At 31.8% G+C, this 13,205-nt stretch carries 12 protein-coding genes; 1 reads left to right on the forward strand and 11 read right to left on the reverse strand.

Annotation, left to right across the window (positions count from 1 at the left end):
- The 7 genes from kdpA to B3R94_RS03595 form a co-directional block, all read right to left on the reverse strand.
- Nucleotides 1-1,695 (reverse strand): potassium-transporting ATPase subunit KdpA, encoded by a 1,695-nt coding sequence (gene kdpA, locus B3R94_RS03570; RefSeq protein ID WP_114999277.1) that lies wholly within the window; start codon nucleotides 1,693-1,695, stop codon nucleotides 1-3.
- A gap of 18 nt (nucleotides 1,696-1,713) precedes the next feature.
- Nucleotides 1,714-1,791, reverse strand: coding sequence for a K(+)-transporting ATPase subunit F (gene kdpF / locus B3R94_RS14250; protein WP_369012327.1), 78 nt, complete (start codon nucleotides 1,789-1,791; stop codon nucleotides 1,714-1,716).
- 90 nt (nucleotides 1,792-1,881) lie between these two features.
- Nucleotides 1,882-2,172, reverse strand: a complete 291-nt coding sequence (locus B3R94_RS03575; RefSeq protein ID WP_114999274.1) for a DUF7674 family protein — start codon at nucleotides 2,170-2,172, stop codon at nucleotides 1,882-1,884.
- Between the two features lie 167 nt (nucleotides 2,173-2,339).
- Nucleotides 2,340-3,674 (reverse strand): sigma-54-dependent transcriptional regulator, encoded by a 1,335-nt coding sequence (locus B3R94_RS03580; RefSeq protein ID WP_114999272.1) that lies wholly within the window; start codon nucleotides 3,672-3,674, stop codon nucleotides 2,340-2,342.
- A gap of 206 nt (nucleotides 3,675-3,880) precedes the next feature.
- Nucleotides 3,881-5,290: an amino acid permease gene (locus B3R94_RS03585; protein ID WP_221856732.1), complete on the reverse strand. Its 1,410-nt coding sequence runs from the start codon at nucleotides 5,288-5,290 to the stop codon at nucleotides 3,881-3,883.
- Nucleotides 5,291-5,602: 312 nt separating this feature from the next.
- Entirely contained in the window at nucleotides 5,603-6,805 is a 1,203-nt protein-coding gene (fabV, locus tag B3R94_RS03590) for an enoyl-ACP reductase FabV (RefSeq protein WP_291073259.1), read from the reverse strand.
- A 617-nt stretch (nucleotides 6,806-7,422) separates the two neighbouring features.
- Nucleotides 7,423-7,734, reverse strand: a complete 312-nt coding sequence (locus B3R94_RS03595) for a DUF3817 domain-containing protein (protein ID WP_286479686.1) — start codon at nucleotides 7,732-7,734, stop codon at nucleotides 7,423-7,425.
- Nucleotides 7,735-7,930: 196 nt separating this feature from the next.
- On the opposite strand from B3R94_RS03595, the gene B3R94_RS03600 reads away from it, so the two are divergent.
- A complete protein-coding gene (locus tag B3R94_RS03600) occupies nucleotides 7,931-9,049 on the forward strand; it encodes a calcium:proton antiporter (protein WP_291098763.1) in 1,119 nt (372 codons plus the stop codon).
- A gap of 60 nt (nucleotides 9,050-9,109) precedes the next feature.
- Here the strand turns inward: B3R94_RS03600 and B3R94_RS03605 are convergent, their stop codons facing one another.
- The 4 genes from B3R94_RS03605 to truA form a co-directional block, all read right to left on the reverse strand.
- Nucleotides 9,110-10,060, reverse strand: a complete 951-nt coding sequence (locus B3R94_RS03605; RefSeq protein WP_291069400.1) for a LysR substrate-binding domain-containing protein — start codon at nucleotides 10,058-10,060, stop codon at nucleotides 9,110-9,112.
- A gap of 134 nt (nucleotides 10,061-10,194) precedes the next feature.
- Complete coding sequence (locus B3R94_RS03610; protein WP_280062513.1) at nucleotides 10,195-10,611, reverse strand: hypothetical protein; 417 nt, start codon at nucleotides 10,609-10,611, stop codon at nucleotides 10,195-10,197.
- A gap of 77 nt (nucleotides 10,612-10,688) precedes the next feature.
- Nucleotides 10,689-12,449 carry an ABC transporter ATP-binding protein gene (locus B3R94_RS03615; RefSeq protein ID WP_291098766.1) on the reverse strand — a complete coding sequence of 587 codons (1,761 nt, stop codon included), beginning with the start codon at nucleotides 12,447-12,449 and terminating at the stop codon, nucleotides 10,689-10,691.
- Complete coding sequence (gene truA, locus B3R94_RS03620) at nucleotides 12,436-13,191, reverse strand: tRNA pseudouridine(38-40) synthase TruA (RefSeq protein WP_219034551.1); 756 nt, start codon at nucleotides 13,189-13,191, stop codon at nucleotides 12,436-12,438. The genes B3R94_RS03615 and truA overlap by 14 nt, the downstream gene beginning before the upstream one ends.
- Nucleotides 13,192-13,205 lie beyond the last annotated feature (14 nt).

Consider the following 13,205-nt stretch of genomic DNA (forward strand, 5'->3'; position numbering starts at 1 on the left):
CTAAAATTTTGGAGTTGAAAAATAATCAGCAATGGGACCTAAGGTTAAAGCTGGAAAAAATGCTAAGGCTGCAACAATTAAGATGATGGCAAAAACAATACTTCCAAAAGTTGCTGTATCGGTTGCTAAAGTTCCTGAACCTTCTGGAACAAAATGTTTTTTTGCTAATAATCCAGCAATTGCAACAGGACCAATTATAGGTAAGAATCGTCCTAAAATTAATACAAAACCAGTTGCAATATTCCAAAATGGAGTGTTGTCTCCTAATCCTTCAAAACCAGAACCGTTGTTTGCAGCAGATGAAGTAAATTCATATAACATTTCACTAAATCCATGATACGAGGAGTTGTTTAAGGTTGATAGTGTTTCACTTGGTATTCCAGCAGCCAAAGCTGTTCCTACTAAAATCAAGAATGGATGTAAAAGGGTAATCATCATGGCGATTTTCATTTCTTTGGCTTCTATTTTTTTTCCAAAAATTTCAGGTGTTCTACCAACCATCAATCCACTAATAAATACCGCTAAAATTACAAATACAAAGAAGTTTAAAATACCAACTCCTACACCTCCATAAACACTGTTGATCATCATAGCTAACAGTTCATTCATCCCAGATAATGGCATTGTACTATCGTGCATAGAATTGACTGAACCTGTAGAAATAACGGTTGTTGCGATGCTCCAAAATCCTGAAGCGGCAGAACCAATTCGAACTTCTTTACCTTCCATTGCACCTAATGAATTATCAATACCGAGTCTTTCAATCATTGGATTTCCTTGCGATTCCATGTAAACATTCGGAATCGTTAAACATAGAAAGCCAACAGTCATGACACCAAACATCATCCAAGCAAATTTTCTGCGATTAGTATAAACGCCAAATGCAAATAACATCGCCAACGGAATCAGCATTTGTGCAATCATTTCCGTCATATTACTTATATATGTTGGATTTTCGAATGGGTGTGCAGAGTTGGTACCAAAGAATCCTCCGCCATTTGTTCCTAAATGTTTTATGGCTATAAAAGCTGCTGCAGGTCCTCGAGAAACTTCCACTTTATTTCCTTCTAAAGTCATCATTTCATCTTTTCCTTCAAATGTCATTGGAGTTCCTTGAAAAATTAAGATTGATGATACAATTACACATAATGGCAATAAAATACGCGTAATCGATTTGATGAAATAAGTATAAAAATTACCTAAAGTTGTCGTTGTTTTTTGTCGAAAGGCTTCAAATAATGTAACTGCTGCTGCCATACCGGTTGCTGCACTCACAAATTGTAAAAACATCAGCCATAATTGCGCTAAATAACTTACGCCTGTTTCTCCTGAATAGTGTTGTAAATTACAATTCACTACAAACGAAATAATCGTATTGAAAGCCAAATCAGGACTCATACTTGGATTTTTATCTGGATTAAAAGGCAACAGACCTTGTGTCATTAATAGGATAAATCCAATGATAAACCAAATCAAGTTAATCGTTAATAATGCACTTAAATGTTGTTTCCAATTCATCTGTTCCTCCGAATTGATACCTGATATTTTGAATAACAACTTTTCTATTGGGGAAATTAATCGGTCTAAAAAAGTTGGTTTATTGAGATAAACACGTGCAATATAATTTCCTAACGGAATGGAAAGAGCGATCGCAACTAAAAATTGTACGATAACGCCAAATATTTCTGAATTCATTTTTACGAATAATTAAGTTTAAAATTTTTCGGGTTTTAATAGCACATATACCAAGTATACAAACAAGGCAATGGCGATGATTAATAAGAAAATCATAATGAATGGATTAGATATTATCAAAAAAGTCAATGGATTTGAAGAATACTCCAAAACATAAAATCCCAGCTAATAGTAATACAATTGTTATCATATTCCTGAATGATAAATTTGTTTAACATATTCTGATTTCAAATTCATTGGAAACAAATTCAAAAATTGTTTTCGGTTTTTGAAATCCGCTTCAATCATCAAAGTAACGGGTAGTATAAACAGATTATTGATGTATGTTTTACCCAAATCATTTGTTTTTGAAAACAATTTTCCTACACTATAACATAGCTGTTTTACACGTGCTGGATTATTATCTAAAATGTTTTGCAGTACTTTACTTTTAAGTTCTTTGACTTCATCTAATGAAATCGTTTGTTTCATTTTCATTTTGTAGATTTTTAAATTTCTCTACATAAGCCAATCAAAATGCCAAAGCAATTAGAATTAATTAGACAAAACAAAATCAATACGTTATGTTTTTATAGATTTTTACTCAAATAAAAAACCCTTCCAAAATGGAAGGGTTTATTTTCATTATGATAAAGTATTTTATTTTAATTCAGTTCATATTCGGCTATTTTTCGATAAAGCGTTGTTAGGCCAATACCTAATAATTCTGCCGTTTTTGTTTTGTTACCTTTTGTAAATTTTAAAACTTTCTGAATATGTTTTTTTTCCATTAAAGCTAATTCTAATGAATTTTCGTTCTGATCAATTTCGCTTGTTTGAATAAATGAAGGAAAATCATTTGTAGAAAGTTCTTCATTTTCCGACAAAATAATAGCACGTTCGATCGTATTTTTTAATTCACGAATATTTCCCGGCCACGAATATTTTTTAAGAAAAAGTAAAGCTTCTTGATTAATAGATTTTATATTTTTTTGATAATATTGATTGAAGTGTTTTATAAACTGATTCACGATTAGTTCGATATCCGAAACGCGTTCACGTAAAGAAGGTAACTCGATATGAAACACAGAAATTCGATAAAATAAATCTTCTCGAAATGTTCCGTTTGCAATTTCCTTTTCCAAATTTCGGTTAGTGGCTGCAATAATTCGTACATCAACTTTTGTAGGTTTTGTTTCGCCGATTTTAATAAACTCACCTGATTCTAAAACTCGCAACAATTTTGCTTGTAAATCCAAGGCCATTTCGCCAATTTCATCTAAAAAAATAGTTCCTAAATGTGCTTCTTCAAACAAACCTTTCTGATCTTTCATTGCGCCTGTAAATGCACCTGCTTTATGACCAAATAATTCACTTTCTAATAAGTCTTTACTAAAAGCCGAACAATTAATTGCAACAAAATTTTGGTTTTTTCTCAAACTTGATTGATGTATAGCTGTTGCAAAAACTTCTTTTCCAGTTCCTGTTTCTCCAGTTAAAAGAACGGTAGCATTCGTTGGTGCAACTTTTTGAGCTAATTGTAAAGCTTGTTCAAAAATTGGAGATTTACCCAATAATAAATTACTGTCTAATTTTGTTGATGTTGTTTCTTGAGAAATTTCATTCTCTTTATTATATTTCACACGATCCAAAGCTCTATACAACAAAGGTAAAATACGATTGTTATCATCCCCTTTTGTAATATAATCAAATGCTCCGTTTTTAATGGCTTGAACGCCGTCAGGAATATTTCCGTAAGCTGTAAGCAGAATAATTTCTATCAAAGGAAATTTTTCTTTGACTTCTTTTGCAAACTCAACACCATTACCATCAGGTAATTTTACATCACATAAAACAACCTCAGGAGAAAGTGTTTTAATTTTCTTAAGGCCTGATTTTAAATCTTCAGCTTGATGTATTTCAAAACCTTCTAATTCGAGAATTCGAGCTAGGAGAGTTCTGATTTTTGTTTCATCGTCTATGATTAAAATTGAATGCATTCTTATTACTTGTGAACAACGAAGGTATTGTTTTTATGCATATAGATTTGAAATAATTATTTAGTTAATTTTAATAATAAGCATGTTTTTCTAGTATGTAATAAAATTTCAAACCATCTCTAGAGTTTTTATATTTATCAATTGTAAAAAAATCCTTCGTCTAAAAAGACAAAGGATTTCTAAAAAAAACTCAAAATGATAATTTTCTAACCATCAACCTTACTATGTTGTTTTCCGTAGAAAAAGTAAATACAAATTCCGATCACTAACCAAATTAAAAGTCGCCACCAACTTTCCATCGTTAATGATGTCATTAAATAAACACATACAATAATTCCTAAAATTGGAACTAGAGGAACCAATGGAACTTTAAACTTACGCTCAGCATTTGGCATTTTTTTGCGCATTACAATTATTCCAATACACACCAATGTAAAAGCGAATAAAGTTCCGATACTTACCATATGCCCTAAATCTTTGATTGGAACAAAACCTGCAAAAATGCTTACAAATACCAAAAAGAATAAATTAGTTTTCCAAGGCGTGCGAAATTTTTTGTGAACATCTGAAAAGAAAGAAGGTAACAATCCGTCATTACTCATGCTATAAAACACACGACTTTGTCCTAATAACATCACTAATATAACCGACGTATAGCCTGCAATAATTGCCAAAATCAACACACTTTGTAAAAATGTATAACCTGTTACCGCAAAAGCTGTCGCTGCTGGAGAAGCATCTCTCTTAAAGATTTCGTATGGTACCAAACCTGTCATTACCCATGAAAATAACACATACAATATGGTACAAATAACCAATGACCCCAAGATTCCTATTGGCATTCCTTTTTGTGGATTCTTAGCTTCTTGTGCTGCAGTAGAAACCGCATCAAAACCAACAAAAGCAAAGAAAACGACTGCTGCTCCTGCTGCAATCCCTGGCATTCCTCCAAATTGAGTTCCTGGAATATTTTTAGGAATAAATGGTATATGATTTTCAGGATTAATATGACTCCATCCTAAAACAATAAAAACAATTACAACTGTAACTTTTAAAATAACAAGAATATTATTGATAATAGCAGACTCTTTCGTCCCTCTAATAAGTACTAAAGACAATAAACACACAATAAATATTGCTGGTAAATTAACCATTCCTCCATCGGCTGGAGCATGCAATAATTCTTGAGGTAAATGAATATTAATTCCTTGTAAAAATTTATCGACGTATGCCGACCAACTCACACTTACGGTTGCCGCTGCCAAAGCATATTCTAACACCAAATCCCAACCAATAATCCAAGCTATAAACTCACCCATTGTTGCATAAGAATACGTGTAAGCGCTTCCTGCAACAGGAATCATCGAGGCAAATTCGGCATAACAAAGACCTGCAAAAGCACAACCAACCGCGGCTAAAACAAACGATAAAGTAACTGCTGGACCAGCATGATCTGCCGCTGCTATTCCTGTTAAACTAAATAATCCGGCACCGATGATAGCGCCAATACCCAAAGCTACTAAAGCTCCCGAAGATAAAGATCTTTTTAAACCACCTTCTGTTTCTTGCGAATCTTCTATTAACTTCGCTAATGGTTTAATTTTCCAAATTGACATAAAAATACATGTGTTAAAACTTAATGAAATGTAAAGTGTTTCGGATATATTTTTAAGATTCGAAAAATAAATTTCATATTTTTTGGATATATCTCTAAAAGAAAACTTAAAATTTAAGAATAATATAATTTAAAACTAATATTAAAATATTTTTTTAAATTATTAATAATAATCACTCCATATTTTTAACGAAACAAAATCTTATAATCTAAACAAATACGAATAAAATTATTTTTGAGTTATTTTATTGACACAAAAAAAACCTCGAAAATTATTTTCGAGGTTTTGTATTATTTAATTGAAATGATCTTCTTATTCTGCAATACTTGGAACTGAGACCAATTCGTTTGTATCAGCATCATAATCGATTTCATCAAAACTAAATCCAAACAACTGTAAGAATTCATCATGATAACCTTTGATATCAGAAATTTCTTTGATGTTCTCAGAAGTTACAATTTTCCACAAATCATCTACTTCTTTTTGTACATCTTCGCGCATTTCCAAATCATCGATACGAATACGTCCATTTTCGTCCAAAGGAACTTCTCCGTTTGCAGTATACAAACGCTCTGCAAACAAACGTTGCATTTGCTCTATTGTACCTTCATGAATTCCTTTTGCTTTCATTACTTTGTACAATAACGAAATATATAATGGTACAACTGGAATCGCAGAACTCGATTGTGTTACCAAAGCTTTGTTTACAGAAACGTAAGAAACACCATTCAAATCTGACAATAATTCGTTGATAACTGGAACCGTTTTTTCTAAATCATTTTTAGCCATACCAATCGATCCATCTTTGTAGATTCTATGAGTCAATTCTGGCCCGATGTAAGAATAAGCAACAGTTTTTACACCTTCAGCTAAAACACCAGCAGCTTTCAAATCTTCCATCCAAAATTTCCAATCTTCACCTCCCATTACAGCAATTGTATTATCAATTTCTTCTTGAGATTCAATCGGATCAATTGTAATATCTGTAACTTCTGCTGTATGAAAATCTACTGTTTTATTTGTAAATGGCTCTCCAATTGGTTTAAGAACTGATGAATACGCAACACCTGTTTTTGGGTGTGTACGACGAGGCGAAGCTAAACTGTAAACTACTAAATCTACTTGACCTAAATCTTGTTTGATTAAATCAATCGTTTGTTGTTTAATCTCATCAGAAAAAGCATCTCCATTAATACTTTTTGCATACAAACCAGCTTCGTGTGCTTCTTTTTCAAAAGCAGCTGTGTTGTACCAACCCGCAGTCCCCGGTTTTCTTGGCGCAGCAGGTTTTTCAAAGAAAACACCTATTGTTGCAGCATTATATCCGAAAGCAGCTGTAATACGAGATGACAGACCAAAACCTGTCGAAGCTCCAATTACCAATACTTTTTTTGGTCCTTCGGCTGAAATATTTTTTGATTTTACGTACTCAATTTGATTGTGAACATTTTTTGCAGTTCCCTCAGGGTGAGTCGTAATGCAAATAAAACCTCTTGTTCTTGGTTGAATAATCATTATACTTAATTTAGTCGCATAAATTTATAAAATAAATTCTATATAACGAAACGATCTTTTTGTACATAAAATCATTCTATTTTTGAGAAAATTAATAGAAATACAGATTTCGATTTACTACATTTACAACTACTCAAAACCTACTTACCTATGAAAGATATTCACATGGGCTATTTAATCAAAAAAAAGTCGACGAACTTGGAATTGATATATCCCGTATCAAAGGTTTCTTCAAAACTTATTCTGAAAAATATATTAATACTCAATAGTTAAGTAAAGACATACAAATAGACGATTTATTAAATGGTCTAAGTTGTTGAAATATGATTTTTTTTTAGAATTTATACACTGAAGAAAAAAAAGAAAATTCAAGAAATTTCGAATGAATACAATATCCTTAAAAACACTATTCATAATTGAATAAAAAATTCCTACCACAAAATTAAATCTTATGATTTGAATTCTGTTTTAGAAATTTTAAAACTTCAACAAAAAAATAATTATACCAATACATCATATATTGCTGATAAGTTTAAAATCAGTCGAAACACTGTAGCTAAATGGCGTAAAATATATGAGTATAAAAAAACGGTTTCAAAAAGAAACCGTTTTTTAATTTATCTATTATTTTTATCCTCTTTTATTACTTTATGTACCGCTAAAGTTGCAAACGGAATAAATGCATACATCACATAAATGATAAAGTCTTCGTCGTCCCATTTATATATTCTTCTGACTCTAAAAAGTAAAATCAAGTAAGCTGTAAACCAAAAACCGTGAAAACAACCAGCAAATGGCATTGGCAAAACATAACCGAATTGATATTTTATTGGCATTGCAACCAAAAATAAAAGCGTACAACTTATCGTTTCCCACACACATGATGTGCTAAACCATTTTTTTAACTTTTCGTCAGATACGTTTAACATTTTGCAAATTTAATCGTTTATTGATAGTAGAGGTATGATAATCATTAGTTAAAAAGTTTATTTTTACTCAATTATTGAAATAACTATTAATATTTATGATTATTAAACGTTATAATTATTACTATTCATGATAATTACACATAATAATTATCAATATTATTTATTAAATTTGTAAAAATCCAAAACCTTATAATTAATGCATGTAGATAATTTTATTTCAAAAAAATTCAATTTAGCTTTACCCTACTGGACAATTATCTGTCCCATTCTTGCCATTTTTTCATTAACAATAGCCGAAGGATTTAAAGATCAGATGTGGTTTTCTGGAGTCTTAGGAATCATTTTAATTTCAGCCGTTTTATCAGCTGTACATCACGCAGAAGTTGTAGCACATAAAGTTGGAGAACCTTTCGGAACCATTATATTGGCTTTAGCTATTACAGTTATAGAAGTTTCGCTAATTGTTTCATTAATGATGTCCGAACCTACGGGCTTCCCTTCTGTTTTGGCAAGAGATACCGTTTTTGCTGCTGTAATGATCATTCTTACCGGAATTATCGGAATCTGTTTATTGGCTGGAGGAGTTCGTTATAGAGAACAAAATTTCATCAAACAAGGTGTTTCAACTGCTTTAATTACTTTAGTTGCAATATCTATATTAACCTTAGTTTTACCTAATTTTTTAACTTCAGAAAAAGGAGGAGAATTTTCGACAAGTCAATTAATTTTTGTCGCAATTATTTCGTTGATTTTATATGGCGGATTTATTTCTGTCCAAACCATTCGTCACCGTGATTATTTCTTACCACAAAGTAGCAAAGATAATGTAACATCAGAATTGCATGTCGAAAAACCAAATTTACTTACAACAATTTCGAGTTTGGTTTTATTATTAGTTGCTTTGTGTGCAGTTGTTTTGTTATCAAAAAAATTATCGCCAACCATCGAAACAATTGTGATGGATTTAGGCGCTCCAAAATCATTGGTGGGAATTATAATTGCCGGAGTTATCTTATTACCAGAAGGTTTAGCCGCATATAAAGCCGCAAAACAAGACCGTTTACAAACAAGTCTTAACTTGGCTTTAGGTTCGGCCTTAGCATCAATTGGTTTAACGATTCCAGCCGTAGCAATCGTTTGTTATTTCACAGGATTGGAAGTCACATTAGGAATAGATGCAAAGTCATCTATCTTATTAGTGTTATCCTTGTTCACCGTTTATTTATCATTAAATTCTGGTCGAACAAATATTCAGCAAGGAATTGTTTTATTAACACTTTTTGCCACGTATTTATTTACTACAATAGTTCCATAAAGGAAATTAAAAGACATAAAAAAAACGACTCAAAATTAAATTTTGAGTCGTTTTTTGTTTTTATTTTTTTGGTAAAGAAACCATATTCGAATCTAATTTTTGATCTTTTTCTAAGAATATTTTTCCTCTCAAAATACTTTGAATTGTATTGATTAACTCTTTTTCGAAAGAATCTCTTAATTGAGATTGATGAAAAATCAACGAAACTTCTCGCGTTGGAACTGGCGACTCAAAGTTTTTGACAAATTTCTTATATTCTTGTGGCAAATCATCTGCAACCAAAGCAGGCAACAAAGTCATTCCGTATCCATCGTTTGCTAATTTAACTAAAGCTTCAAAACTTCCTGAATCTAACTTAATCGGACGATTTTTTAGATTTGAAGTATCACATAAAGCCAACACATTATTTCTGAAACAATGTCCTTCTTGCAAGATTAATAAATCAGAAGTGTTTAGATCATCTTCATTGATTTTATCTTTGTCAGATAAGCGATGCCCGTTTGGCACATAAGCCACCAATGGTTCATAATAAAGAGGTTTTTCGATAATTTGATCCTCGAAAAGTGGCGAAACCACAATACCAAAATCCAACCAACCATCTTTTATTCCTTTTATAATTTTATCCGTTTGCAATTCTTTGATAATAAGATTCGATTTCGGATTATTTTTCTGAAATGTTTTATAAAATAATGGTACCAAAGAAGGTAAAACAGTAGGAATAACACCAATAATGAAATCACCTTCTAACAAACCTTTTTCTTCGTTTACCAAGTGTTTCATTCGGTTAGCTTCCATTAAAATTGTTTTTGCTTGCGCAACAATTTTCTCTCCAATTTGAGTGATTTTGATTGGATGCGATGTTCTATCGAAAATATCAATATTCAATTCTTTTTCCAATTTCTGAATCTGCATACTCAATGTTGGTTGAGTTACAAAGGATTTATCAGCAGCAATTGTAAAGTTCTTATGCTCAGCCACTGCCAGCACATATTGTAATTGTACTAATGTCATATATAAAAATTGATATCTATAAATTTTTGTGATAAAGATATACATTATTATATTATCAATCTATATCATAAATCATAATTTAATCCATAAAAAAAGCTCGAATAAATTCGAGCTCATATTAAATATAAATTTAATTATTTGTTTAATTGTTTCTGAATTTCAGCTGTCCAATCTTGTAATTTTTTAGCATCTTCTGGTTTCAAAGTTTGAGTAAAACCTTGTAATTCTTTTTGAAAATCTACTGATTGTTTTGTCAATTCAGCTAATTTATTTGCATCACCAGCAGTTGCAGCTAATTTCATATCAGCAGCCCATTTGTTGTATTTCCCAACAAATTCAGTAATTTTTGGATCAGAGAAAGTTGGTAAATCTTTTGCTACATCAGCAACTTTATCCATTGTCTCTTTTCCAGCTTCTACTTGCTCTTCTACTGTATTTGCTACATTTTCTTGCGTATTTTCTACTTTTGCATCTACTTTTTCTTTTTCAGATTTACAAGAAGATAAAGAAACTACACCTAATACTGCAGCAGCTAAAAATAATTTTTTCATTTTTAATTAGAGTTTTAAAGTTAATATTATTGATTGTTCAAGTTAAACAAATCTAACGATTTATTTCTGTTAAATTTTTAATTTTCTTTCGAGAATTGGACTTCATATAAATTGGCATAATAACCTTTCTGAGCTAACAATTCGTTATGTGTACCTTGCTCAACAATCATTCCATTATCCATCACAATAATTTTATCTGCATTTTGAATCGTCGCTAAACGATGCGCAATGATGATAGAAGTTCTGCCTTGCGTTAGCTTATCAGTAGCTTTTTGTATCAATTCTTCCGACTCTGTATCAATAGAAGACGTTGCCTCGTCCAACACCAAAATCTCTGGATTATAAATATATGCTCTCAAAAACGAAATCAATTGACGTTGACCTACAGAAAGTGTCGAACCACGCTCGCTTACCTCACTGTAATAGCCTTTTGGTAGTGACATGATAAAATTATCAATTCCAATAATTTTCGCAGCATTTTGTACTTCTTCCAACGAAATATCTTTATTTCCTAAAACAATATTGTCGTAAATCGTTGTATTAAACAAGAAAACATCCTGCAAAACAACCGCAACGTGTTGACGTAAATTCTTCAATTCCATATCATGAATATTCACATCATCTATTTTAATTGTTCCAGAATCGATGTCATAAAAACGACTCAATAAATTAATAATTGTGGATTTTCCTGCTCCTGTCGCACCTACAATTGCAATTTTTTCTCCTGGTTTTGTCGAAAAAGAAATTCCTTTCAATACTAAATTATTCGGAACATAAGAAAACTTCACATTTTCAAAATCGATTTTACCTTTTACATGATCCAACTTTATTGTTCCATTATCTGGCAACGTTTGATCATCATCAATAATTTTGAACACACGATCTGCTCCTACCAAACCACGCTGAATGGTATTGAAACGCTCTGCAATTGCGCGCATCGGTGCCGTTAACAACGTAACATATTGTGTAAATGCAATTAAATCACCAACTGAAACATCTCCATAAACAGCAGTTCTCAATCCTCCAAACCAAATCAAACTTCCTGTTGCTAAAGCCGAAATAATATCGACAACAGGAAACATTAATGAAAAATAGAAAACTGTTTTTAGATAATTTTTCTTTAAATCATTATTAATCGAAACGAATTTATTGTATTCTGCTTGCTGACGATTAAAAACCTGAATAATATTCATTCCTGTTAATCGTTCTTGCACAAACGTATTCAGCTTCGCTACAATTGTACGTTCTTCTTGGTAAACATTTTTCAATGCTTTTTGAAATAATCGTGTAATAATCATCATCAATGGAAGAATCACAATCACAACCGTTGCTAAAACCCAGTTCATCCAATACATCACAACAACGATGAAAATGATTTTTAGTACATCGCCTAACATCACTAAAATTCCGTCATTGAAAACCTCAGCAATCGTTTCAATATCAGAAACTGAACGTGTTACCAAAACTCCATTTGGCGTTTTATCGAAGTAACCAAGCTTGAATTTGATCAAATGATTATACAAACGAACGCGTAACAAACGGATAACTCGTTGTGCAACAACATTCGCTAAATAAACCATAAAAAAAGACAAAATTCCTTCGAAAACTAACACCAAAGATAGTTTCACGATTTGCATTTGAAGCCCTGGTAAATCTTTTGTCTGAATATAATCATCGATGATATTTCCCGTTAAATAGGGACGATAAACAGAAAAACACGCACTAAAAACCGCTACAAAAACCACCGACCAAAACATCACTTTGCTTTGCGCCCCGATTTGTAAAACACGTTTTAATCCATTAAAATCAAACGATGTATTTTCGTTATTTGAACTCATTTTTAAATAATTCTTTTGGATATTGAACATCTACCAAATACAAACCCTGCGCTGGCGCCGAAGCTCCTGCCGAAGAACGTTGTTTTTGTTCAATAATTTCTTCAAAATCGTGGATAGAAATTCTTCCTAACCCAACCTCAACTAATGTTCCAACAATTGCGCGCACCATATTTCGCAAAAAACGATCAGCAGTGATTTGAAAAACCAATTGTCCGTTTTCATTTTTGCGCCAAAATGCCTCCCTTACATCGCAAATATTTGTTTTCACATCGGTATGTAATTTAGCAAAACTTCCGAAATCTCCTTGCTTAATTAACAATTTTGCTGCTTCATTCATTTTTTCAATATCCAATTCTCGGTTAAAAATCCAAGCACTATCAAACGCAAAAGGATCTTTGAAAGGCGAAATAAAATAATTGTACGAACGCGAAGTCGCATCAAAACGCGCATGCGCTTCATCATCCATCAAAAATAAACGATAAGCAGCGATGTCTTTTGGTAAAAAAGAATTTAATTTTTTGATTAAATCAACCGATAATTCATCTTCATAATCAAAATGAATAAACATCTTTTTCGCATGAACACCAGAGTCTGTACGCCCTGCACCGACAATCGAAATTTCTTTTCTTAAGATTTTAGACAATCTATCTTCAATAACTTCTTGAACCGAAATTTGATTGGGTTGAATTTGATAACCAAAATAATTTTTTCCGTTGTATGCTAATTCTAAAAAATATCGCAATTGTTGTAAATTTG

Source organism: Empedobacter sp. UBA7611 (assembly GCF_002484365.1).
Taxonomy (GTDB): Bacteria; Bacteroidota; Bacteroidia; order Flavobacteriales; family Weeksellaceae; genus Empedobacter; species Empedobacter falsenii_B.

Bases quoted from the DNA above. Each gene is read 5' to 3' on its own strand.
- kdpA (WP_114999277.1), bottom strand. From the start codon at position 1,695: ATGAATTCAGAAATATTTGGCGTTATCGTACAATTTTTAGTTGCGATC.
- kdpF (WP_369012327.1), bottom strand. From the start codon at position 1,791: ATGATTTTCTTATTAATCATCGCCATTGCCTTGTTTGTATACTTGGTA.
- B3R94_RS03575 (WP_114999274.1), bottom strand. From the start codon at position 2,172: ATGAAAATGAAACAAACGATTTCATTAGATGAAGTCAAAGAACTTAAA.
- B3R94_RS03580 (WP_114999272.1), bottom strand. From the start codon at position 3,674: ATGCATTCAATTTTAATCATAGACGATGAAACAAAAATCAGAACTCTC.
- B3R94_RS03585 (WP_221856732.1), bottom strand. From the start codon at position 5,290: ATGTCAATTTGGAAAATTAAACCATTAGCGAAGTTAATAGAAGATTCG.
- fabV (WP_291073259.1), bottom strand. From the start codon at position 6,805: ATGATTATTCAACCAAGAACAAGAGGTTTTATTTGCATTACGACTCAC.
- B3R94_RS03595 (WP_286479686.1), bottom strand. From the start codon at position 7,734: ATGTTAAACGTATCTGACGAAAAGTTAAAAAAATGGTTTAGCACATCA.
- B3R94_RS03600 (WP_291098763.1), top strand. From the start codon at position 7,931: ATGCATGTAGATAATTTTATTTCAAAAAAATTCAATTTAGCTTTACCC.
- B3R94_RS03605 (WP_291069400.1), bottom strand. From the start codon at position 10,060: ATGACATTAGTACAATTACAATATGTGCTGGCAGTGGCTGAGCATAAG.
- B3R94_RS03610 (WP_280062513.1), bottom strand. From the start codon at position 10,611: ATGAAAAAATTATTTTTAGCTGCTGCAGTATTAGGTGTAGTTTCTTTA.
- B3R94_RS03615 (WP_291098766.1), bottom strand. From the start codon at position 12,449: ATGAGTTCAAATAACGAAAATACATCGTTTGATTTTAATGGATTAAAA.